General features: G+C 37.8%; 18 protein-coding genes and 1 pseudogene. 15 read left to right on the plus strand and 4 right to left on the minus strand.

Features of this window, described 5'->3' with window-relative positions:
- Positions 1–2 precede the first annotated feature (2 nt).
- Both H1A11_RS06760 and H1A11_RS06765 read right to left on the minus strand, forming a co-directional pair.
- Positions 3–2,258 (minus strand): annotated as a pseudogene (locus H1A11_RS06760) (bifunctional alpha,alpha-trehalose-phosphate synthase (UDP-forming)/trehalose-phosphatase).
- A 138-nt stretch (positions 2,259–2,396) separates the two neighbouring features.
- Positions 2,397–2,954, minus strand: coding sequence for an NAD(P)H-dependent oxidoreductase (locus H1A11_RS06765; RefSeq protein WP_181757916.1), 558 nt, complete (start codon positions 2,952–2,954; stop codon positions 2,397–2,399).
- 539 nt (positions 2,955–3,493) lie between these two features.
- On the opposite strand from H1A11_RS06765, the gene H1A11_RS06770 reads away from it, so the two are divergent.
- Together H1A11_RS06770 and H1A11_RS06775 are read left to right on the plus strand one after the other, a co-directional pair.
- Complete coding sequence (locus H1A11_RS06770) at positions 3,494–4,741, plus strand: site-specific integrase (RefSeq protein WP_181757917.1); 1,248 nt, start codon at positions 3,494–3,496, stop codon at positions 4,739–4,741.
- On the plus strand, positions 4,738–6,051 hold the full coding sequence (locus H1A11_RS06775; protein WP_181757918.1) for a site-specific integrase: 1,314 nt from the start codon (positions 4,738–4,740) through the stop codon (positions 6,049–6,051). The genes H1A11_RS06770 and H1A11_RS06775 overlap by 4 nt, the downstream gene beginning before the upstream one ends.
- 354 nt (positions 6,052–6,405) lie before the next feature.
- Here the strand turns inward: H1A11_RS06775 and H1A11_RS06780 are convergent, their stop codons facing one another.
- On the minus strand, positions 6,406–6,717 hold the full coding sequence (locus H1A11_RS06780; RefSeq protein WP_181757919.1) for a helix-turn-helix domain-containing protein: 312 nt from the start codon (positions 6,715–6,717) through the stop codon (positions 6,406–6,408).
- A 44-nt stretch (positions 6,718–6,761) separates the two neighbouring features.
- Complete coding sequence (locus H1A11_RS06785; protein ID WP_181757920.1) at positions 6,762–7,073, minus strand: helix-turn-helix domain-containing protein; 312 nt, start codon at positions 7,071–7,073, stop codon at positions 6,762–6,764.
- Between the two features lie 591 nt (positions 7,074–7,664).
- On the opposite strand from H1A11_RS06785, the gene H1A11_RS06790 reads away from it, so the two are divergent.
- The 13 genes from H1A11_RS06790 (at position 7,665) to H1A11_RS06850 (ending at position 24,095) form a co-directional block, all read left to right on the plus strand.
- Positions 7,665–8,129, plus strand: a complete 465-nt coding sequence (locus H1A11_RS06790) for a DUF3408 domain-containing protein (RefSeq protein ID WP_181757921.1) — start codon at positions 7,665–7,667, stop codon at positions 8,127–8,129.
- A gap of 81 nt (positions 8,130–8,210) precedes the next feature.
- Positions 8,211–8,363 (plus strand): hypothetical protein, encoded by a 153-nt coding sequence (locus tag H1A11_RS06795; RefSeq protein ID WP_181757922.1) that lies wholly within the window; start codon positions 8,211–8,213, stop codon positions 8,361–8,363.
- A gap of 35 nt (positions 8,364–8,398) precedes the next feature.
- Complete coding sequence (gene mobC, locus H1A11_RS06800) at positions 8,399–8,773, plus strand: plasmid mobilization relaxosome protein MobC (protein ID WP_181757923.1); 375 nt, start codon at positions 8,399–8,401, stop codon at positions 8,771–8,773.
- Complete coding sequence (locus H1A11_RS06805) at positions 8,770–9,723, plus strand: relaxase/mobilization nuclease domain-containing protein (RefSeq protein WP_181757924.1); 954 nt, start codon at positions 8,770–8,772, stop codon at positions 9,721–9,723. Before mobC ends, H1A11_RS06805 begins: the two co-directional genes overlap by 4 nt.
- A gap of 45 nt (positions 9,724–9,768) precedes the next feature.
- A complete protein-coding gene (locus tag H1A11_RS06810) occupies positions 9,769–10,590 on the plus strand; it encodes a hypothetical protein (protein ID WP_181757925.1) in 822 nt (273 codons plus the stop codon).
- 119 nt (positions 10,591–10,709) lie between these two features.
- Positions 10,710–10,916 carry a helix-turn-helix transcriptional regulator gene (locus tag H1A11_RS06815; protein WP_181757926.1) on the plus strand — a complete coding sequence of 69 codons (207 nt, stop codon included), beginning with the start codon at positions 10,710–10,712 and terminating at the stop codon, positions 10,914–10,916.
- Between the two features lie 7 nt (positions 10,917–10,923).
- Positions 10,924–14,184, plus strand: coding sequence for a helicase-related protein (locus H1A11_RS06820; protein ID WP_181757927.1), 3,261 nt, complete (start codon positions 10,924–10,926; stop codon positions 14,182–14,184).
- Between the two features lie 12 nt (positions 14,185–14,196).
- Positions 14,197–17,559 carry a TaqI-like C-terminal specificity domain-containing protein gene (locus H1A11_RS06825; protein WP_181757928.1) on the plus strand — a complete coding sequence of 1,121 codons (3,363 nt, stop codon included), beginning with the start codon at positions 14,197–14,199 and terminating at the stop codon, positions 17,557–17,559.
- A 1-nt stretch (position 17,560) separates the two neighbouring features.
- A complete protein-coding gene (locus tag H1A11_RS06830) occupies positions 17,561–19,468 on the plus strand; it encodes an ABC transporter ATP-binding protein (RefSeq protein WP_181757929.1) in 1,908 nt (635 codons plus the stop codon).
- A 5-nt stretch (positions 19,469–19,473) separates the two neighbouring features.
- Complete coding sequence (locus H1A11_RS06835; protein ID WP_181757930.1) at positions 19,474–20,607, plus strand: ABC-three component system protein; 1,134 nt, start codon at positions 19,474–19,476, stop codon at positions 20,605–20,607.
- Complete coding sequence (locus tag H1A11_RS06840) at positions 20,600–21,061, plus strand: three component ABC system middle component (RefSeq protein WP_181757931.1); 462 nt, start codon at positions 20,600–20,602, stop codon at positions 21,059–21,061. The genes H1A11_RS06835 and H1A11_RS06840 overlap by 8 nt, the downstream gene beginning before the upstream one ends.
- 17 nt (positions 21,062–21,078) lie before the next feature.
- Entirely contained in the window at positions 21,079–23,106 is a 2,028-nt protein-coding gene (locus H1A11_RS06845) for a DUF3732 domain-containing protein (RefSeq protein ID WP_255461547.1), read from the plus strand.
- Positions 23,107–23,111: 5 nt separating this feature from the next.
- Entirely contained in the window at positions 23,112–24,095 is a 984-nt protein-coding gene (locus H1A11_RS06850; RefSeq protein WP_181757933.1) for a virulence RhuM family protein, read from the plus strand.
- The last annotated feature ends 40 nt before the right edge of the window (positions 24,096–24,135 follow it).

The raw sequence follows: 24,135 nt of genomic DNA on the forward strand, positions 1-24,135 counted from the left end.
TACTATTTTGTTTTTAACAAGTCTCTGAAAAAATCGAATACCCCTTTCAAGCTCGTTTTGACATTCTCGCCAATGGGTTGTTTCATGTCTTTCTTGTTCGCCAGAATTTGAAGAAAAGGCAGGACTTCCGTTTGTGATGGCATATTATAGCTTGCTGCCTCCGACACATATCCCACCTTGATTGTCACTGCATTCACCGGCAAAGCTTTGAACATATCTTCATCCGTAGTATCATCTCCCATAGCTATGATAAAGTCATAATGTTTCTTTTCCAACTGGCGTCTCACTTCGGAACCTTTATTATAATCGGGAGACTTAATCTCCACCACTTAATCTCCTTGTATGATTTGCAGCTTTTGCTGTATACAGATGTTAACCAGCACATTGATAAGTTGCTGTGCCCGCAAAGCTCCTAACCATGCATCACTTTCCCGGTAATGCCATGCCAAAGTCGTTTCCTTGACTTCAAGGTGGGAACGAGGTGTCTTTTCGACAAAAAGCTTCAAGATGGACACCAATCCGGAACTCCATTCCGCTTTGTTTATGTTTTTGTGCCAGATGCCATTTTCCTTATAGAAAGCACCATGTTCCGCAGCCATTGCAATAGGTAAATTTCCCAACCATTTTTCTAAAGTAAACTGGTCGCGACCACTATTAACAACAACATGGTTGGCCGGGTCGGAAACCAGCTTCTGCAATGTGGCAATGAGTTCAGGGGCGGGCTTAGCATTTTCCGGTCGTGTCTTGAGCGACGCCAACGTTCCGTCATAATCCAGCAAGATAAGCCGTTGCTTAGCCTGGTTATATTTCATTTTGATGGCACCAATAATACCAACAGATATCCTTTTCTTACGAAGCAGTTCATTCTTACGGCACGTATCGCTCCATTCACTTACAAAGTCTGCCGCCCACTTATTAACCGTTTGTACGGAAATAATTTTCTGCATGTGTTGCAAGCGTTTCAGTTGTTCCTGTTCGGGCATCTCCAAAGCCCGACAAATGGCCTGCTTTATCTCCTCAGTGTCATTGGGGTTAATCAACAATGCATCCGTCATCTCAATAGCTGCACCTGCCATTTCACTCAAAATCAAAACACCCGGATTATTATTTTTCGAGGCTACATATTCCTTGGCAACCAAATTCATGCCATCACGAAGTGGAGTTACCAAAGCTACATCAGCTATATAGTACATTGCCACCAGTTCTTCAAATGAAAAACCGTGGTAGAAATAGCAAACCGGAGTCCAGTCCATCGTAGAATACTGTCCGTTTATAGAACCTATTTCTTCGTCAATCTTGTTTTTTAGCTCAGCATAACTATCTACATGGTCACGTGATGGAACAATGACCATTGCCAATGTAACTTTTCCACAATATTCAGGATGACATTCTAAAAAGGCAGCAAATCCCCATAAACGGTGCAGAATGCCTTTGCTATAATCCAAGCGGTCTACAGAAAGAATCAACTTATGATTTCCGAAAAATTTCCGTGTACGGTCTATCGCCCGCCATACTTCCGGTCTGGAAGAAGCATTGTGATACAGTCCGTAGTTGATTCCCATAGGAAGAGCATCGGTCCTAACTACTCTATTCCCGAGTTGTGCTTCGTCCAGTTTAAAGTCAATACGCAATACCCGTTCGACAGCACTGATAAAATGCCGCATATAGTCATGAGTATGGAAAGCTATAAAGTCAGCACCCAATAATCCTTTCAGGATTTCTGCACGTTCCGGTAATATCCGGAAAAGTTCATAGGAAGGAAAAGGGATATGATGGAAATATCCGATATTCAAATCCGGGTAAACCTTCCGAAGCATTCCGGGAAGCAGCATTAACTGATAGTCTTGAATCCACACCTTATCACCTGGACGTATCACGCGGCAAATGGCATCGCAGAACAACTGGTTCACTTCCTGATACGATTGCCAGAAAGAGTTCCGATACAGCGTATAAACAAAAAAGTAGTGACATAATGGCCAGATAGTACTATTACTATAGCCTTCATAATAATTCTTTATCTGTGTTTCGGACAAGAATACTGGGTGGAAATTTATTCCTTCCAATCTAGAAGTGATTTCCTCTTTACTATCTTCGTTGTCAACGCATATTCCAGGCCATCCAATCCAATGTTTTTCGTAGGAAATCTGAAGTGAGTCCAAACCGGTAGCCAGTCCGCCTTCACTTCGTGAAAACACGAACGTTTCATCCTCTTTGGTAACCTTAACGGGTAATCTGTTTGATATAATATAAAGTTTCATGTATGAGTTAACACAAGAAATATGCCAACTCATACAATATTTTATTTATTGCTTAAAATCAGGATTTTAGAAAAATATGAAGAGAAAAACAAACATTCAAAAATGAAAAAGATGTTCCATTTCGATATGGTCCTACTATTACCAATTATCACTGGAAATGTCTTTCTTCACCAATGCTTCAATTCTTTGCTTATAGCAATTTATCCCTTCTGCTATATTTTTACTAGCTTCCGAGGTCCCCATTCCATAGACTACAAGAGGAGTTTGCCATACCATTCCGGCATGTACAGCACTTACTTGATAAGGTCTTAACAACTCATCCACCGTAAAACGATTTCTTCCTCCGCTTCTATAAGCATCATGTTCAGAGCCGGCAGTAGTGACCACCATCAATGTCTTACCAGCCACAGCAGGAGTTTTTGCCAGATATGTAAATACTTCATCCAACCATTTCTTCAATAAAGAAGGAGCCGACATCCAATAGAACGGAAACTGAAATACAAGCGCAGATGCATGCGATATGATAGTGCTCCATATCTCTGCATTAAAAGCATCTTCCACATGCATCTCATATAAATTGTATATGGCCACCTCTTCCATGTCACTAATAGCATCCATCAATGCCTTGTTAGCTCGCGACTCTTTTATATTGGGATGTGTCAGAAGAACCACTACTTGCTTTGAATCTTTATCCATATTGTTTGTCTTTTAGTTTAAAATCATTGATGTGTGTACAAATATATTACATATCTCTGGAAAAATCAATCAGAAACGAATAAATGATGATGGCAAAACTGATGTTCAATGACTTATGAGGAAAACCGATGAAGACCTCTCCAATGCTAAAGTGCAGGGAAACGAAAGGTAACGAGAGCGAATGGTTGCTAAATCGTATATCCAAAACGCAAACTCTTGAGAATTTGCATAACTATCTGACAAGCAGTGAAATCTGCTATATTCTTCCCTTTCAAAACAAGTGGCTGAAATGCGAAAAATGGCATAAATGTGAAAGTGTTCCGTTACGAATGCATTACCTGTTTGAGTATCCGGAAACACCTGCTTTTAAGGCTGGAACTACCTGAAAGCAATGGGTTTCCAATGATACGTGAGTGATTTTTCGTAGAACGGCATTAAATTTTCTCTTTATGAGATTCTATTTCACCGATTGTCAGTCTTTTGCATATCAATGATTAGCTCTAAAGCATGTAAATTTGCAATTAAAAATAGAGCTGATTATGAATGAATTAAAAGTAACTTTCTATCTAAAGAAAAATGAGACGAGAGCCGATGGAACCGTCCCTGTTTTGGGACGGATACGAATCGGAACATCAATGGTACAGTTCAGTGCCAAAGTGTATATTCAGGAAAAGTTGTGGGATGTAAAGTCCGGCAGGGTCAAAGGGAAAAGCAAGGCGGCATTAAACGCCAATGCAGAACTGGACAAATTATGTGTGGCCATACATTCCGCATACAAAGATCTGCAACTGAAAAGCGACAATGTCCTTGCCGTTGATGTGAAAAACACTTTTCAAGGAATCGCATCCGAGCAAGATACGCTGGTTAAACATTACGAGCATCTCAATGAGAAATTCTACAAGAAAGTGGGTGTCAACCGTTCCATCGACACCTATAAACGGTATTGTGTGGCACTGAACCACCTAAAGAATTTTCTTCAAAAGAAATACAAGGTAAGGGATATGGCGTTCCAATCCTTGAACCCGACATTTGTGAAAGCATTCGACTTGTACCTCCGTGCCGACTTGAAGATGACCAGTAATACCATTGTCAATATTATGGCACGGCTGCATCTGGTAATCAAGTCCGCAATGGATAACGGACTCATCAAACAAGACCCGTTCATGGATTACAAGTATCTGACAGAACCTCTTGTCGCCAAATGCCTGTCCGAAAAGGAATTCAATCTGATTCTCAAGACTCCCTTGCCAAAAGACAATATGAATCTGGTACGTGATATCTTCATATTTTCCTGCATGACCGGATTGGCGTTCAGCGACCTCCGCAACTTGACACCCGAAAATATGAAACAGGCCGAAGACGGTGTATGGTGGATACATACAGCGAGAAAGAAGACAGGAACGCCTTGCCATATTCCTTTGATGGAGCTTCCATTACAATTGATAAAGAAGTATTGCGGCATATCCGACCAAGGCAGGCTGTTCCCGATGTTGAGTTGCAGCAAGACAAACATTAATCTTAAAAAGATTGCAAAATACTGTGGGATAGAGCGTTGCCTGACATTCCATCAAGCCCGGCACACGTATGCCTCGTTAATCACTCTGTCCCAAGGTGTTCCAATGGATACGGTCCGTGAACTGCTGGGACACCGAAGTTGGAAAAGCACCCGTATATACGCCCACCTTACCCAAGAAAAGATCGGCGCAGATATGGATGATTTGCAAGTCAGGATAAGAGAAAAATTCATTTTGGCCGATAATTGTCCACAAAGACCGGATAGAGTATGAACAATAGGAAAACAACATACAGCACGTTTGCCGTTCTGTTTTATATCAACAAGCAGAAGGTGAAAAAGAACGGTCTGTGCCCCCTTATGGGCAGGATATCCATAAATACGGAAGTGGCGCAATTCTCCGCAAAGATGGATATAGACCCTGCATTATGGGATACCAAAAGATACAGACTTAAAGGGAAAAACCGTGAAGTTCAGAAAATCAACTGTGCCATAGAGAAACTGACGGCAGACATACACCGCTATTATGATGAGATACTTTCGGAACAAGGGTATATAACAGCGGAACTTGTAAAGAACGCCATTAGCGGTATCGGTACAAGAAAACGTAATTTATTGGAACTGTATCAGGAATATATCGAGGAACTCTCCAAACAGGTTGGGCTGACACGTTCTTACGGCACACTGCACAACCATCATTCTTCATATAACAGATTGAAGAAGTTTATCCGGAAGTATTACAATGCCGATGATATCGCACTCAGACAATTGGATTACAGCTTCATTGAAAAGTACGATTCCTATATGAGAGTAGACCTCAAACGCTCTCTTTCCACTATTGAAGGGTTTACCGTCATGTTGAAAACCATCGTCAAGAGAGCCATTGCGCAAGGAACGATACACAAGAATCCCTTTTCGGGTTATTTCCCGGAAAAGGCGATCAAGAAACACCGTCATTTGGAAGCGGATGAACTGAAACGCCTGATGAGCACACCGATACAAGAGAAATTCTTGTGTTATGTGAGAGACCTGTTTGTGTTCAGCAGCTTCACAGGAATCTCGTATATAGACCTCCGCAATTTACGGGAAGATCATTTTTACCGCACAGAAGACGGCAAACTATGGGTACGGTTCAACAGGCAAAAGACGAAAAGCGAATGTGTCATTCAGGTTCTTGACTTACCACAACAGATTATGGACAAATACAAGGAACAACGTGTGGATGACAGGATTTTCAAAGTTCCGGCACGTTCGGCATTGACGGCCAACTTCAAGAAACTGGCGGAGCGATGCGAAATAGACAAACGGATAACATTTCATATGGCCAGGCATAATTTCGGTTCGTTGATTACTCTTTCCCAAGGTGTTCCATTGGAATCAGTCTGTAAGATGATGGGGCACAAAGATATCAGTACAACACAATTGTATGCAAAACTGACCCGCCAAAAAGTTAATGAGGATATAAAACGAATCACTACGAGCATTAAGGCCAAGTATGAAATTCCGGAATGGAACAGGGATAGCGATAATGTTAAAAACATACACTACGGACAAAGGGGGCAGGACAACCAATATTCTGATTGACCATATACATATTCCGTCAGTCGCATATTTCCTCGCCCGTCCATTAAAGTTAGTACAGACTTCTTTGAAAGTGAAAAGGTCTGGCGGCTGTACCGTTTCGGGCGGAATCTTCCTTTGCAAGCAAAGAGTATTCCCCCGAAAACCTTTTCCCTTTCACGTCTGTACAATGGACGCTGACGGCAGCGGAAACAAGCGACTGACGGAAAAGTCGATATAAACAATCGAAAAAAGCATATAGACAGGTCTGAAATATACGACCGACTCTATATGCTTTTCAATTTTTATAATGGAAGGCTATTTTTTTGAAAACCGGATGAAACGGGCAGACGGCAAACTGCGCTCCCTCCAGAAAAATCATCCGCTTTCGCTGTATCTGTACGCTTCCTTGTATCCGTTTATCAGAATACGTTCTATATCGGAAGTTCGGTACAGGACTTTGCCGCCCACCTGCGTGTACGGCAGAATTCCGTTGTTACGGTAATCGAGCAGCGTCCTTCTGCTCACTTTCAGCAGGTATGCCACCTCCTTGTCGGTCAACAGTTCATCGCCATATGCGGACGGCTGACGCTGGTTCAACAACTTTTCGAGTGAAGCCAGAAGCCTGTCGAAATTAGAGTGGAAATTCTTTACCCACTCATGGCCTTTTTCTCTGATTTCATTGCTCATACGCTTTAATTATTGGTTATACACTGATTACTCTATATTCTCTGTCAAATATTCCTGTTTTTCCATTTGGCTTCTTTTCGCTTGTCTTCCACATCTGAGATTACCCGTTCCACGTCTTCGGGACGATAATAGGTACGGTTTCCGATTTTAGTAAAGGCAAGCGTCCCATTGTTACGAAAGGTCTGTAATGTCCTCGGACTGATTCGCAGTTTACGGCATACGGCTTGACTGTCCATCCATTTGCCCGTTTCCTTTTGGTCATACCTATTGCAGAGGGTTTCCATCCTCTGTACGAAGTAATCCAGCTTGGCTGAAATTTCCTCAAATGTCTTTTTCTCAAAACTGATGATTTCCATTGTTTCCGATATTTAGATTATACATTATCTTCTATTCTCGCCGCTAAGGTAAAGCCGGATCACTCATTACACCCAACACTTCCGACAAGTGGAATCCTGTGGCACAGTTGGCGTAAGACAGCGGCTTGTCCCCTTGTTTTCAATACAAAGAAAAGCAGGAATAATCACACCACAATGATTTTGCAAACAACTGACGGTCTGTTACATCGGTTATCATCGTGTTGCATAATCAGCGGACATGATTATGTAAATCGGGAAAGAGCCATGCTCCATTATTCCCGATTGAGCAGGTTCAGTAATCGAACAAGAATGGCAATACAGTAATATTATCCAATGTAAGAAACCACATCTGCCGGATTCAACAAGAACTCTGTTCTAACGGATCATTATCCAACATCTATAATCGTGAGAGTATGGCAAATCATAGCAGTTTGCACCGTTGATTCAGTGGCTAAAACGCAAAAGCCATCATAATTGCCACGCTATCTCCATTTGCTTGATTCCGTGCAGTATACCTACTTTCTTTGTTGCCGATAACAGGTCAATGTGCGCACTGATACCACTGTATAAACCGATTAAAATTCAAAGATTATGGCAACAAAGAAAAGTTTTAGCAAAGAGCAATGGGAAGCTATGACAGGTACGGAAATGTCACAGCTTCTTCCTGATGGTGAAAACGTTGAAAGTACAGAAGAATCGTTTACTGGCAATGTCGCTATCGAAACTCCATTAACCGTTACGGAACAATCCGAAATCCAATCCGGCAATCTGCAAATGCCGATGGGGAAAGACGGGACATTTCCTACATCCCATTGTCGGGTTAGCAGCCGACAACGAAGGTTGTCATTAGACGAATACCGTACCGCTTTCCTGCAAGTCCCGAAAATCGAAGACCGCAAACCAGTATTTGTCAGTTGCGAGGTGCGCGACAGACTTGACGAGTTTGTCCGCAAACTCGGAAGCCGCAGAATGAGTGTTTCGGGACTTCTTGAAAACATCGCCCGACAACATCTTGAAATCTACTCGGAAGAGTTTGAGCAGTGGCGTAAATTATAACATATGCCCGATGAAAAAATGTATCTGCACGCTGCATTACTGCCGTCAGGCATCCTTGAATTCCTCCAATCGGAGTGAGGAGTGAAACGTCTGTTTCGGGGAGGGAGCGAGGTTATCTTTCGGGATGCCGAAAAAATGTCGGACAAGCCGCCATTGCACCCGAAAAACCTCGCCCCACTTTCACAAGTGGAGGTAATCCGCTCCCAACGGTCGCAGATTGTAAGAGATACCTAGACAGTAAAATGACTTATTACAATAAACCAAGTAACATGAGCGACAAAGACAAAATCAAACCGAGAGGGAGACCGAAAGCAAGCGGTTTCCGTAAACTCTCCAAATCAGTGACGGTGAAATTCTCCAAACCGGACTACGACAGACTATGTCTTCGCAGCAGACAGGCGAACAGGACGCTTGCGGAATACATCAGGGATTCCACGTTCCATGCACAGATTGTGGCCAAGCACTCTCCGGAGGAAGCGGCCACCATGCGCAATCTTGTGGGAATGGCGAACAACCTGAACCAGCTTACAAAGTTGTCGCATCAGGCGGGAATCAATCGTACTAAGAATATACTGATGGAATTGCTTGAAAAACTGAAAACGATAATGAACGAGTATAAATCATCGGAAAGGAGGCTCTTATGATTGGCAAGATAAAGAAAGGAAAATCCTTTGGCGGATGCATCCGCTACGTGATGGGCAAAGACAATGCTGAAATCATCGCTTCCGATGGTGTGTTGTTGGGCAATATCCGTGAAATAACGGACAGTTTCAACTACCAGCGTATTCTTAATCCGAAGATAAAACAGCCAGTCGGACACATCGCTTTGAGTTTCAAACCCGAAGACAAGCCAAGACTGACCAATGAACTCATGGCTAAAATAGCAATGGAATACATGGATTTGATGGGCATAAAAGACACTCAATTCATATTGGTAAGGCATAACAACACGGACAATCCGCATTGTCATTTGGTCTATAACCGTATCGGATATGACAGCAAAGTGATTTCCTCACAAGGTGATTACAAGCGTAATGAGATTGCCACGAAGAAACTGAAAGACATATACGGACTGACATACGCCGAGGATAAAGGTAAGACCAATGTGAAGAAACTTCGTCCGGCAGATTGTGTGAAATACGAGATTCACAATGCGGTGAATAAAGCATTAAAGTCCTCCAAGACATGGAAAGAGTTCAATGACAATTTAGCCGGACAGGATGTCAAACTGGAGTTTGTAAAAAGAAGTCGTGAGATAAATACACTGAATGATATTCAGGGAATCCGTTTTACCAAAGACGGTCTGACATTCAAGGCTTCGCAAATCAGCAGGGATTTCAGTTTTGCCAAGTTAAATGCCCGTCTAAGTTGGAATAAGCCGGAAACAGAACAGGAATTTGAGCCTAAAAAGTCAAAACAAGAGTCTATCCGTCCAATGGAACAACGGCAAAGTCTGCAAGCCAACGGTTTGCTTGAAGGCGGATTGGGACTTTTCTTGCCATCGGATAATAATCCGCAGGACGAGCAAATTCCGTATGACGAGTTGCTTCGCAGGCGGAAGAAAAAGAAACGCAAGAAAGGGTTGGGTTTGTAGCTCAATCAATAGTAGATAAAAACATAACAATTAAAAATCAGAGACATGAAAAGTGAAGAATATATTGAAAGCATCTACGGGTGCTTGGAAAGAATCGAGAACAAGATAAACGGGTTATCCATACCCCAATCGGCAAATAGAAAATCCGAAGTAAACAATGGAGTAAGTGAATCTTCATTACTGGAGGTCAAACAGGATTTAGATGCCGTTAAAACGGCATTCAAACGAGTCATGGAAGCCCTTGTCATGATCAAAACAGATACCGCGGACATGCTGAAACGTGATTCAACCTCGGACAAGTTTTCGGGGGTATTATCAGAATTTAGGAATGCACAACTGCAAAACTTTGAATCGCAGAAGAATCTATTGGAACGGTTTACAGCAACGGAAACACGCAATTTGCAACAGGTGGTAGAAAAAGTGGAAATGCTTTCAGTATCCGTCAAAGGGAGAATGAGCAAGCCCGATAAGGTCAGGCACTTGTTTGTCTTCGACCTTGCCTCCAAGCCGACCTGGGCGTTGCTTATGGCCAATATGTTTCTTTTTGCCGCATTTGGTTCAGCCCTTTATTTCGCCCGACAACCAGATTATGACCGTATCGACAATGACTTGAAGTATCGCTACATCAAGATGAAAGGCGAGGCTTCGCCTGAACAGCTAATGGATCTTGAAGATGTTTTCGGTATCAATCGAGACAATACCAAAATCTACCAGATACGTAATGATGTGGAAGCCTATGAGGATGCGGTTAGAAAGCAAGCAGCTCTTTCTGAGCAAGCACGATTAAAGGAACAAGCAGCCAAAGAATTGAACAGCAAGGCAAAGTCCATTAAAGATAAGTCAATTACAGATAAACTAGAAAAGTGAATCTGTAAAAGTCAAACCATTAGTAATATTTTTATCTTGAATTAACACCCGTCTTTCAATAATTATCACTACTTTTGCAAATAACATCAATTTATTGCCGTTCTTTAAATCGTACGGATATGGAGTCAGAAAGAATAAATAGAATAAAAGTAGTATTGGTTGAACAAAATAAAACCGGGAAATGGTTGGCTGAACAACTCCAAAAAAATGAAGCAACCATTTCCCGTTGGTGCTCTAATACTTCACAACCATCATTGGAAATGTTAGTCCGGATTGCAACAGTCTTAAATGTTGAACCCAAAGATTTGATTAATACCCTGAAATAAACTTGACATGGGAACTAATTTTTTCACAAACGAAAAAGAAAATACTCTCCTTGAAAAGATTGAAGGAGTTTTCAAATATAAGAAAGTGCATTTCTTTGATGCACTTGTCGGATATTTCCGAGCATCAGGATATTTTCACATTAGGAAGTTTATACAACAAACCCCACAGATACGTATATTGGTGGGTATAAATGTCGATAAGCTTACCTATCAAGCAAATCAGCAGGGATTATTATTTAATCCTAACGCAGAACAGTCCCAGGAAGAGTTCTTCAGCGATATTAAGCGTAATATACAAGAGGCAAAATACGATAAAGAGGTAGAGGATGGAATGTATCAGTTTATAGAGGATATAGTAACTGGTAGAATAACAATGCGCATTCATCCTAAACAAAACATTCATGCTAAGATATATATCTTCCGCGAAGAGGTGTATCATCCTCATGGCTATGGCTCGGTTATAACAGGTTCTAGTAATTTGACTGAGGCAGGACTTGAGAAGAATTTCGAGTTCAATGTGGAGTTGCGTTACGACGATGACATACAATTTGCTACTGAAACATTTGAAAGACTATGGGAAGAATCTGTAGAGATAGACATAACACACATAGAAAAGATAAAGAGTGATTCATATCTTAACCCCAACTTCACCCCTTACGAAATATATCTAAAATTCTTATTAGAATACTTCGGTAAAAGTATTGACTTTGACCCTAACTCTGTATCCGATTTGCCTATGGGATATAAGAAATTGTCATATCAAATAGATGCAGTCAATGACGGATATGCCAAGATGATGAAGCACAATGGATTTTTCCTTTCCGATGTTGTCGGATTAGGCAAGACCGTCGTGTCTGCTCTTATAGCAAAGAAATTCTTTTTCTCTAATGGATTTCCAACACATCGTTCCCACATATTGGTAATAGTTCCCCCTGCAATGAAGGATAACTGGGAGGAGGCTCTTACAGAGTTTAAGTTGGATAATTTCAGAATCATAACAAACGGAAGTCTTCATAAGATTAAGAATCCAGAATTATACGATTTGATTATTGTTGATGAAGCGCATAAATTCAGAAGCGACACGGCATCAATGTATAACGAATTACAGAAGTTGTGTAAAACCAAAACAAAACGCTATGATGGTAGTTTGCACGACAAAAAGGTAATACTCGTATCTGCTACACCACTTAACAATAAGCCTGAAGATATAGCTAATCTTGTATATTTGTTCCAAGACTCAAAGGACAGCACCTTGGAGGAAGGCAATTTACAACGATTCTTCCGTGAGCATATTGACAGATACAACAAGCTGAAAAAGCAAAAGGATTTACCCCTTATCGCTGACGAGGTTAAGGCAATCTATGAAAGAATCCGCATCAAGGTTGTGGAACCATTAACAGTACGCCGCACTCGTACAGACCTGATGGAAAATGATGCATATAGCAAAGATTTGGAGGAACAGAATATACACTTCCCAGAGGTCAAGTCTCCTCGAAAGATATATTATCAACTGGATACAGAGTTAGAAATTTTGTACGACAAAACTATAATGTATCTAAGCGATAAAATAAACGGCCTTAAATATTACAGATACCAGGCGATAAAATACTTGAAATCACTCAAAAAGAGTAAGTACAAGAAAGCAGACATGATTTCTATCCAATTGGCAGGCATTATGAAGACTTTGCTTGTCAAACGAATAGACAGCAGTTTCTATGCATTTAAGCAATCATTGCGTCGATATTATGAGGCTAACAAGGTAATGCTTAATATGTTTGGCAATGGTACTATATACATCGCTCCCAATCTAAAAGTCAATGAATTACTTAGTGAAGACAAGGAAGAAGAGTTGATAAAACTGATTGAGGAAGCAAAATACACCGATCCGACAATAGAAGTCTGTACACCTGATGATTTTGAAGAGGGTTTTGAGAAGGGAATCAAGTCCGATAATGCCATTCTTAAGGAATTGGTTTCTATGTGGGATGCTGTAGATATTGATCCTAAATTAGATATCTTCATTCAATACCTCAAAGATACTTTATTGGATAAATCCATTAATCACGAGGGTAAGCTAGTCATATTCTCAGAATCAAAAGAGACCACAAAATATCTCTATGACTCTCTCAGAAATCATGGTTTTGGCAAAATTATGACGGTACAGAGTGATAATAGAGACATCCAAATGCCGCTTTTGAAAGAGAACTTCGATGCCAACTACAGAGGTGAAAAGAAAAACGATTATAACATAGTTATTTCTACCGAGGTTCTTGCTGAGGGAGTAAACCTCCATCGTGCCAATGTTATCGTAAACTATGATACACCTTGGAACTCAACAAGGCTTATGCAGCGAATAGGTCGTGTAAACCGTATCGGTAGCATAGCCAAAGAGGTGTATATCTTCAACTTCTTCCCAACATCTAAAGTTAATAATGACATCGAACTGGAGAAGAAGGCAAAAATGAAACTCTTTGCTTTCCATGCTGCATTAGGCGAAGATAGTCAGATATACTCTACCGATGAGAATCCTGAGAGTTTCGGATTATTCGACAAAAATGTTGATGAAGAATGTGATGAGAAGTTGCGTTACTTGATGTGGCTCCGACAACTCAAACAGGATGATCCTGATTTGATTAAACGAATCAGTAAACTGCCATTGAGAGCACGCACGGGTCGCAAGAGCAAGTTCATACCCGGCAGCACCATCGTGTTTATCCGAAACAAGCGTCGTGATGCGTTTACATTTGTCCGAGAAGATGGAAGTATAGAGGAACTTACTTTTTTAGAGGCAGTAAAAGAATTTGAAGCCCGTATTGACGAAAAGCCAATACCTCTCCATGATATGCATCATGAGCAGGTAAAAGTAGCACTTGATGCTTTTGCTATACAAGAGGAAGAGACTAAAGCAACAAAGCAGAAGGTGAATCCTGCACAAGGACCTAACGAGAAGAAGGCAATAGCCTATCTTGATGGTTTTGTAAGTATTCCTAATATTACGGAGCAAGAACTTGAGTTGATTAACAAAGCAAAACGTGCGATAACAACGGGTAAGTTCCAACAGTTGCAGCGAGATATAAATAAGTTGAAAACAGCAACAAAGAAAACGCCTGTCAAACCTGTTGTTTTACTTGAACAATTAATAAAGATTATATCAGCATATCCATTGGAGCATGTTCAGGGTGGAAATGCGGACAAACAAGTAGATACACTTAAGGTATCAAAAGATTTTATGCCTGAAATTATTATTTCAGAGAGTTTTAATATGTAACAAAGTGTTATTATGAATCAAGCATATTTGAAAAATATACTTTCCGCAAAATTTGATTTTAATGTCTGGCAAGATTTGTTGGAAAAGATTTTCCCAAAAGTTGAAATCTTCACAAGTGTTGCCAAGATTACGGATTCGCATGTGAAAGATGGTGGGCATGTTGGAAATATCCGATTGGACGATGGTCGCTCATTAGCCATATTCCATTTTGAGGTCGCAGACAATGTGCAAATATCACGCAACCGTAAAAGTTTACGTGATATCGCAGCCAAGTATGTAGATCAAGGCTTGATTCATGGCGCATTAGTCTTCTATTATTCGCAAAACCAAGACGACTATCGCTTGACCTTTATTGCCAAGCAAACCTATTTCAATGAAAGCGGAGAATTGGTTAAGAAGGAAACAACACCTAAGCGATATACATTTTTATTGGGCATGAATGAGCCTTGTACGACAGCTGCAAGCCGACTTATGGAATTGGTCAATAAGAAAACATATGGTTCTATCTATTTGGCAGACGTCACTGATGCATTCTCTGTTGAGCGACTCAACAAAGAGTTTTTTGCTGGATACAAAGCTCAATATAAGAAATTTGCTGATACCCTTTCTGATACTAAACAACATCGTGACTATGTCAAGAAGCTATTAGGTCGTTTGGTATTCTTACAGTTCTTGCAAAAGAAAGGTTGGATGGGTGTGCCTGTATCAAATTCTAAATGTGAAGGTGGAGATAAAAAATTCCTTAGCAATCTTGTTGAGAGGCATATTAATAATGAGAGATTGTTGAGCGATGTATTTGAGCCATTATTCTTTGGCATTTTGAATACAAAACTAGAAGATAGAAAGTTGTTATTCCTCAATAACAAATGGGATATACAACTCATAGAAGAGTTAAGTGGCATTCCATATCTTAATGGAGGTCTATTTGAGCCTGATAGTATAGATAATCAGGCTATAGATTTCCCGTATTCCTACTTCAAGGAATTGATGGAGTTTTTCTCTCAATACAACTTTACCATTGACGAGAATGATCCTGATGACAGCGAGGTAGGTATTGATCCTGAAATGTTGGGACATATTTTTGAGAATCTTTTGGAGGACAACAAAGATAAAGGAGCCTTTTATACCCCCAAGGAGATTGTGCAATATATGTGCCGCCAAAGTATTATACAATACCTCAAAACACACGAGTCATCAGAACAATATGCAGAAGCTATTGAACAGCTTATAAATGATGGCATAGTGAATCCTATACTCCAAAGCAAGAGTGTTGCAACTCGATTTATCCAGCTACTCAAAGAGGTTAAAGTATGCGATCCTGCCATTGGTTCAGGAGCATTCCCTATGGGTATCCTTTATGTGTTGTACTACGCAATACATCATCTGCATTCACACGCAGAGCCCCACGGTAATTTCGATTCTACTCAAACGAAACGTGATATTATCCAGGATAATATCTTCGGTGTTGATATTGAGCAGGGTGCGGTTGATATTGCTCGTTTGCGTTTTTGGTTGGCATTGGTAGTTGATGCCGATGAGCCACAACCACTCCCAAACTTGGATTATAAAATCACTTGTGGCAACTCATTGTTAAGCCGTTATTCTATTGATTCTCCTATTGAAAATGTTTTTGTGGAGTACAACAAGGGTAAAAAGGAGAATGATAAAATGACACTTGCCAAATATAAAGAATTGGTAAGTGAGTATACTAATACCTCTAATCATCAGACAAAAGTGCTTTTCCGCAAAACTATTGAAGATATAAAGAATGCGTTTAAGACAGAACTTAGCAATCAGTTTAAGGAGAGGCTTACAAAGCTGAGAGGCAAGGTTATTATGCTTGAAAGCCCGACCTTATTTGGAGAGCGTATAAAAGCTGAAAAGGCTGAGTTGAAGAAGTTGAAAGAGAAACTGAATATTCTTGAAAAAGAGCAAGAAGATATTCAGACCAATAAGTTATATGCTAATGCTTTCGAATGGCGTTTTGAATTCCCTCAATTGCTTGATGAGAATGGAATATTCACCGGATTTGATATTGTGATAGGCAATCCACCATACAATGAACTCAGAGATCTTGACTTGAGTATGCAAACCGTATTAAAGTCATCAAGGTATTATGATTATGCGAAAGGTGGTAGACTAAATATGTTTCAATTTTTTTATCCTCTAGCTATAAATATAGCCATAGACAATGGAATAGTTTCTATGATTACCCAAAACTCTATTTTAGCTGAAGATAGTGCATTGGGAAATAGAAAATTATTCTTTACTCAAACAGATATACTGTCTATAGATTCATTCCCAGAAAGAGATAATAAAAATCTTAGAGTTTTTGAATCGGCAAAGATGAGTGTATGTATTTGTACATTAAGGAGAAACAATCAACCAGACACTTGTAATTTTTTTCCGATTAATGTGTGGCATTCCCGATTAATGCAAGATAAGCATGAATTGAATATTACTGTTGAAGAAATAATGGAGATATATCCCGAAGATTTTATTATTCCAATAAGTAGTAATGAGAAGTTTGCGGTTCTTAAAGATATGAAAAAGAAAGGTCAATATCACATCAGAGCATCTGCAGGTGAAATCGATATGACAAAATATAAAAGTAAGTTTAATAATATAGGCGTAGGTACAAGAGTGATTACAGGTGCTCAAATACAGAGATACCATATTACTGATTGTCCGTCTCAAGGAGAGGTGATATATATAGCAAATCAAGACAAACCTGTATTATCCACCAAAAGAGAATCAGAGGTATCTTGTCCTAGAATCGTTTTACAGCGTATAACTGGTGTGGATTCAAAAGTGAGGATTATTGCAACACTCATAGATAAATATGTGTATTGTGCTAACTCTACAAACTACATCTCATTAGATGATACAATAAACATAAAATATTTGTTAGGGTTATTAAATTCTACTTTGGTCAATTTTTTCATAAAACAAACAAGTACAAATACTAATATAACAGCAAAAGTTCTAAATTCCATTCCTATAATTGTATCTTCTAGTGAAGAACAAATTTTAATCTCTAATTTGGTAGAGTATATCTCTATCTTGAAGAAGAATAAACAATTAACAGCTATAGTTTCGAATGAAACCATAGCGTCGTTTTTCGATAAAATCCTAGATGGTTGCGTATATGAATTATACTTTGAAGAACATATGAAAAAGCAAGAGATCAATATAATTGACTCTGCATTGAAACTCATAAAACCGATTACACACCTATCTTCAAACAATGAAAAAGCTGATGTGATCATTAATGTGTTTATGAATATCAAAAAAACGGATAATTCTATACGAAACCGCTTGGATTTATTTACATTAAGAAGCCCAGAAATACTCAAACTTATAATTGAAGAATAGTATGCCAGCAATAAACAAAATACACATATTAGGTTTTAAAGCTTTTCCTAATGATTTTGAATTAGTTTTGGAAGGTAAGCACCTTTTGATGTATGGAGAAAATGGTAGCGGGAAATCATCCATCTACTATGCCCTACATTGTATGTTCCAAGCTCCGTTAAAAAGTGATATTGGAAAAAAGTATTTTAATGCTGATAGTGAACAGCATTTGAAAAATATAAATAATTTAGCAGCAGATTCAAAAATAGTTATCGATTTTACAAACAATCATCCATGGATATACAGCATTAATAAAGATGGCTATAATACAGAATTATTAGGAGGAGTACACCCGCTTCCTGCTGATATTAACGGCTGTTTTATTAACCATAAATTCATATTCTACTTTTTTAATTTCAGAAATTCCCAAAGAATAAACCTGTTTCCTGTCTTTATCAAAGATATATTACCATTCTGTAAAGATGAACATACTGGGCTCCATATCGGAGAAATGTACGATACGATAACAGCTTCTATCATAAAACGGGGACGACATATACATCCTGATTATATTTCGACCATTGAGTATTTTAACAAAACTGTCAAAAGTGTAGTTGAAGACATTAATTTATATGCTTCAGATATATATAATGCATCTTTCAAAGATGCAGATGGAAATGAATTGGTTATCAGATTACGCTACGACTCAAATTATGACAAGCCTGAGGAAGATTCTAATGAATATTGGTTAAGGTATGACAACATTATAGAACTTGTTAAAGAGAATGGAGAAATAAAAGAACGTAAATCATCATACAAGAAACTAAATGAACCATTCATCGGTTTAGAAATTTCCGAGAAATTACCTGATGGGCGTCTGCGTAAGATAATAAAGCCTCATACCTATTTCAATGAAGCAAAATTAACAGCAATAGCATTGTCTGTTCGTTTTGCATTGTTGAATCTAGATAAGCCTGCAGATGGTCGTTTCCTTGCACTAGATGATATGCTCATTAGTCTTGATATGAGTAATCGAGCAAAAGTCGTAGACTTCTTGCTGAAAATCTCTGACAAGTATAAGATATATCTGTTTACTCACGACAGGGCATTCTTTGAACATTTTAAAGAAAGAATTTATTTTGCGAACAAATCAAAAGGTGTAGCAAAGGAGGATGGTTGGTTATTTAAGGAATTGTACAAAGATGATACTCCTACAAATAATCCTAAGGATTTCAACTCTGAATCAGATATTGCAAAAGCTCGTAAACATTATAAGGAATTTGATTATCCTGCTGCCGCAAACTACTTACGTAAAGCAGTAGAGGCTATGGTAAATGAAATCTTCCCCCCTAAACTATCAAAACAAAATGATGGTGCTAAACATGAAAGGCTTCGAAATGTATTGGAAATGTCATTTGATTTCTTTTCGAAGATACAAGGGTTTGGTCTTGCAGACTTGAGTAGATTAATTGCTAATTTGAATCTACTAATGAACCCTCTTTCGCATAAATCAACTGAAACTAATGTGTATAAAATTGAGTTAAAAGAAATTTTTGCTATTATAGAAAGATTGAGCCATCAAGTCCAAGAATTAAGTATTGAAGAGGTGCTTCCAAGAAAAGAAAAAGTATATTTATATTTAGAGGAAGATGAACATCTAACCCAGAAGTATGAAATCGAACTACAACAGGAATTATATAAATATATTGTTGCAGGGACTACCAAGGTATGGCAACCAGAAGCCAAATCAACAAGAAGTTGCACTATTACAGATGGAGTTGAGGGAGAATACAATAAGAATGAACATTTCAAAGGAAATTTAGAGAAAATCTGTCAAGATATACATAGTCATAAGAGGAAAGAATATGCTGATAATTATTTAGAAATGTATCAAGACAGAAGTGGAAATCAATTGTCAAATATAATATAAAGGCTATGCAAAAACTAAAGTTTGATTCAACATCATCTATAAAAGGTATTCTATTCCAATTTCTTATTGCGTTAGAGCGGTGCTTTGAAATGCAAGAAAAACAAACGGTATATATAGAAACTTATGGTGATGTTTCTGTATTAGGAAATCTGTTTGATAGCAAACAGATAGAATCAAAACTTTATAAAAGGCCATTAAATGATTCCGACAAGAATGTATGGAAGAGTATTTATAATTGGACGAGAGAAGACTTTCCTGTCGATACATTTAGTTCACTTATATTGTTAACTACTCAAAAAGTACCTATAGGCTCTGCCTGGCTACATTGGAATGAGAAAAATCCATCTGAAAGGATGGATGTCCTTAGAAATATCAAACAGAGTTTTGACTCACGAAAAAGAAAAGATAAGGTTTTAGCAACATATATGAATGATATTTTTGATGCTAAAAATGCAACGAAATTATCACAGATAACAAAGATGTTATATATTGATAGTATTAACATGGATGGAAATCAATACCATAAATATCTTCAAGAAAAATACGGAAAGAATATCCCTGATATACAAAAAGGAAAATATATAAATCACATGTTTGGTTATATACTTAATCCTGATATTGTTAGCCATGACTGGAGGATTACGTACGATGATTTCACAAGAGAAACAGAAGAGATAACAAAAACATTGGTGGAAAATACCACAGTGTTCCCTATAAAACTAAAGCTAATAGATGTAAAGAAAAATGACTATAACAGTTATGCTTTTGTTGAGAAAATCAAGGATATAAAATATGGTGATGATGTTATTTCTGGAGCTATTGATGATTATGTACATACGGCAAGTCTGATTCAACAGGAGTTAGAAAAGTCCGAGATCAAGAAGAACTCGCTATTACAATATGAAGAGAACTTGAAAGGAAGTTATGCTACAAAATATAGGAAAGCATCAAGGAACTGCAATGATAGTGAGCGAATTGCCAAATCACAAGACTTTTATGATGATATGACAGGAAGTAGCGATATAACTTTTCATACCTATAACAATGTAGATTTATATTTCCATAATGGTATGCTGCATATGATAGCTGATGAAAATGACGAATTAGTATGGTTGTTAAAAAATAAAGCAAATGAGTAAGTTTGTAGAAAACATATCAACACTGCAAAATAATATATTTATTCTAACTCCGTTGTTAGTTTCTTTTTATAAAAACCTGAAACCAATGGATAAGAATATCCTATTGGCTTATTTTGTATTCCCTTTAGTTCTTAATAATGAGTTCATAGAAAAGATTCAGAAAATTACTACCGCATCAAATTTGAGTAGAATAACGAAAGATAAAGATATAATGGCTGGATTTGAAGAACGCTTTTATTTCTATAAAGAACAAACAAATAAATGTTTGCAATATGCTATTGATTGTAAATATATTAGGGTCGATGAAAATCTTGCGGTAACAGTGATAAATGATAGTAATGTATTGACAGACTCCCGCTTGAATAAAAGCATAAATCTCTCTTCGCAACTATATAAGATTTTTACAAAGAATGTTATTAACACTTACTATACATTTGGAATAAAAGCGCTATGAAAAGTTATATAAAATATATGGGTATTATAGATCAATATGATAATTGCCATCATATTGATATGCATGAAGGTCTGAATATCATAACAGGTAGATCATCTACAGGAAAGAGTGCTATAATAGAGTTGTTTGATTACTGTACTGGAAGTACTGATAATACTATTCCATCTGGTGTCATTACAGAAAATGCACGCCTATACTTTGTCGTATTATACAAAAACGATACACAGTTGGTAATCGCCCGTAAACAAGCTGAAAGAACAAGAAAATTATTTTTCAAAATTGAACCTCAAAATTTGGAAATAGATGATTTGACCAGTTCTTACTTTGGCGATGAGTATTATATTGATATAAATACTTTCAAAGAGGAGTTGGGGCACTTTTTCGGAATTGAAATATCAAACATGGATGATGTTGATTGCGGCATAAATCGAAAAGTAATAAAAAAAGGACATCCTTCTTTTCGAAATATGATTTCATTTATGCTTCAGCACCAAAATTTGGTTGCCAATAAACATTCTTTATTCTATAGATTTGATGAAAAAGAAAAACGAGAAAGGGTTATAGACGAGTTCAAAATATTTGCTGGACTTGTCGATCAACAGTATTACATTTTATCCCAAGAATTAGATGAGTATAAAATAAAACTTGAAAAATGTCAGAATGAACAAAGTCGTTTCGAAATAAATAAGAAAGACAAAAGTTCGTATTTAGATGTGTTACGAGAAGAGTATTACGCTATTAGTGGGAATGAATTATTTCCAGATGTAGATAGTATACATATGCTTAATGCTCCACAAAACTATCTTGATAAGTTAAAAGCCTCTCTAATAATAGTTAATGAAGATTCAGAACAATATAAATATCAATATACTGAATTAGTTAAAAAGAAAAATATCTTACTTGCTAGGAGAAGAGAGGTTACTCTCAAATTAGAAAAAGTAATAGCTTCTATAAAATATGCAAAGTCTTATTCTGAAACTATTGATAGATATGAACCTGTCAAAGAAGCTATAAGTAGTAACTCAATATGCCCTTTCTGTCACAATAAAAACGATGGAACAATAATAGAAGCGAATAGATTGACAGAGGCTATAAATTGGTTGAATTCTGAGTTGCAGAAATCACCGATGAGAATAGACTCGTTCTTACCTAAAAAACGTGAGTTTGAAAGCGAGTTGCAAGATATTAATCAACAAATCAGAATTATAAATAATGAGATTTCAAGAATTAATGATATTAATAAATCTCTAGAAAACGATAGGTCATTAGAAGAGCAATCGCTAAAAGTAAGACTTCAGATTGAAAATGAATTAGAATGGGCTAGAAACAAGTCCATTGGTTTTGACAGTGATAACATTGAGGATATAAAAAAAAGAATCGAAGAGATTGAGAATGTATTGCTAAAGAAATATAATGTTGAGCATAAGTTGAAAGAGGCGGAGGATTTTATAAATAAGACTATGTATGAGATTGGTGGTAATTTGGATTTCGAGGCATCATACAAGCCTATTAACCTATGTTTTGACATACATACTTTTGAATTATATCATTTAAAAGAGAATGGCACAAAAGTTTATCTTAGGTCTATGGGAAGTGGAGCCAACTGGCTATACTCTCATATTTGCCTATTTTTTGCAATACTCAAATATTTTGCGTCCTTAGGAGATAAAGCTCTAGTTCCATCTATTTTGTTTTTAGACCAACCTAGTCAAGTATATTTCCCTGCGACAGTAGATGTCAATGAAAAAGAATTTGATGCTGAGGGTCTTAAGAAACTGGAAAATAAATCCGCAGATGAGGATCTCAAAGCGGTAACAAACTTGTTTGTACAAATAATAAATGTTATCAATTCCATAAAAGAAGATTATGGCTTTATGCCTCAAATTATAATATCTGATCATGCGGATCATCTGAATTTAGAAGAGTATGACTTCAATGATTATGTTGTAAGTAGATGGCGTGGGAAAGACCAAGGATTTGTAGATATGCTTAAAATAAAGCATTCAGAAGAAATTGAAAGTAATAAGACAAAAGAAAATAATTAATGGGTATGAACAACGAAAACAACATAATACTCTATCAAGACGATAACGAAATAACTCGTGTGTCGGTGCGCTTTGCAGATGAGGATCTGTGGCTTACACAGAGTCAGTTGGCAGAGATATATTGTACGACCCAACAAAATATCAGCCAGCATGTAGACAATATATATAAAGATGGCGAACTTTCCTTAGAGGCAACTAACAAGAAATTCTTGTTAGTTCGTCAAGAGGGCAATCGACAGGTAAAACGCAATATTGATCACTACAATCTTGATATGATTATCGCCCTGGGCTACCGTGTCCAGTCACAGGTGGCTACACGATTCCGTCGGTGGGTGACTCAACGGCTTCACGAATATATCCAAAAAGGGTTTGCCATGGATGATGAGAGGTTGAAGCAGGGAGGGAATCGCTATTTTCGAGAGTTGTTGCAGCGTATCAGGGATATTCGCAGTAGTGAACGCAATTTTTATCAACAGGTTACGGATATTTATGCTACTGCAACGGACTATGATCCTCGCGATGAAATGACCAAAATATTCTTTGCTACCGTACAAAACAAATTGCATTATGCCGTTCATGAAAATACTGCTGCCGAAATCATATACAATCGTGTAGATAATGAAAAACCTTTTGTAGGAATGACAAACTTCAAAGGCAACTATGTGACGAAAGATGATGTGAAAATCGCAAAGAACTATTTGTCTGAAATTGAACTTCAACGCTTGAATCTGCTTGTTTCCGGGTTCCTGGATTTTGCAGAGTTTCAAGCATTGGAGATGAATCCTATGACGATGAAAGACTGGATAGAGGCTTTGGATAATCAGATTATTGCTCATAAACGGAAAGTTTTGATTGGCAAGGGAAACATTTCGCACAAACAAGCGATTGAAAAAGCAGAAAAAGAGTTTGCTATCTATCGCAAACGTGAAATGGATTTATTGGAAAGTGATTTTGATAAGGAAATCAAGAAGTTTAGAGACAATAAATAAAGTATGTCGAGCGTTTGGATGGACATAATTGTTTTATCAA

Origin of the sequence: Bacteroides sp. CACC 737 (genome assembly GCF_013874375.1) — a bacterium.
Classification (GTDB): domain Bacteria; phylum Bacteroidota; class Bacteroidia; order Bacteroidales; family Bacteroidaceae; genus Bacteroides; species Bacteroides uniformis.

Bases quoted from the DNA above. Each gene is read 5' to 3' on its own strand.
- H1A11_RS06805 (WP_181757924.1), top strand. From the start codon at position 8,770: ATGATTGGCAAGATAAAGAAAGGAAAATCCTTTGGCGGATGCATCCGC.
- H1A11_RS06840 (WP_181757931.1), top strand. From the start codon at position 20,600: ATGAGTAAGTTTGTAGAAAACATATCAACACTGCAAAATAATATATTT.
- H1A11_RS06820 (WP_181757927.1), top strand. From the start codon at position 10,924: ATGGGAACTAATTTTTTCACAAACGAAAAAGAAAATACTCTCCTTGAA.
- H1A11_RS06765 (WP_181757916.1), bottom strand. From the start codon at position 2,954: ATGGATAAAGATTCAAAGCAAGTAGTGGTTCTTCTGACACATCCCAAT.
- H1A11_RS06790 (WP_181757921.1), top strand. From the start codon at position 7,665: ATGGCAACAAAGAAAAGTTTTAGCAAAGAGCAATGGGAAGCTATGACA.
- H1A11_RS06835 (WP_181757930.1), top strand. From the start codon at position 19,474: ATGCAAAAACTAAAGTTTGATTCAACATCATCTATAAAAGGTATTCTA.
- H1A11_RS06770 (WP_181757917.1), top strand. From the start codon at position 3,494: ATGAATGAATTAAAAGTAACTTTCTATCTAAAGAAAAATGAGACGAGA.
- H1A11_RS06780 (WP_181757919.1), bottom strand. From the start codon at position 6,717: ATGAGCAATGAAATCAGAGAAAAAGGCCATGAGTGGGTAAAGAATTTC.
- H1A11_RS06775 (WP_181757918.1), top strand. From the start codon at position 4,738: ATGAACAATAGGAAAACAACATACAGCACGTTTGCCGTTCTGTTTTAT.
- H1A11_RS06845 (WP_255461547.1), top strand. From the start codon at position 21,079: ATGGGTATTATAGATCAATATGATAATTGCCATCATATTGATATGCAT.
- H1A11_RS06785 (WP_181757920.1), bottom strand. From the start codon at position 7,073: ATGGAAATCATCAGTTTTGAGAAAAAGACATTTGAGGAAATTTCAGCC.
- H1A11_RS06830 (WP_181757929.1), top strand. From the start codon at position 17,561: ATGCCAGCAATAAACAAAATACACATATTAGGTTTTAAAGCTTTTCCT.
- H1A11_RS06810 (WP_181757925.1), top strand. From the start codon at position 9,769: ATGAAAAGTGAAGAATATATTGAAAGCATCTACGGGTGCTTGGAAAGA.
- H1A11_RS06815 (WP_181757926.1), top strand. From the start codon at position 10,710: ATGGAGTCAGAAAGAATAAATAGAATAAAAGTAGTATTGGTTGAACAA.
- H1A11_RS06850 (WP_181757933.1), top strand. From the start codon at position 23,112: ATGAACAACGAAAACAACATAATACTCTATCAAGACGATAACGAAATA.
- H1A11_RS06825 (WP_181757928.1), top strand. From the start codon at position 14,197: ATGAATCAAGCATATTTGAAAAATATACTTTCCGCAAAATTTGATTTT.
- mobC (WP_181757923.1), top strand. From the start codon at position 8,399: ATGAGCGACAAAGACAAAATCAAACCGAGAGGGAGACCGAAAGCAAGC.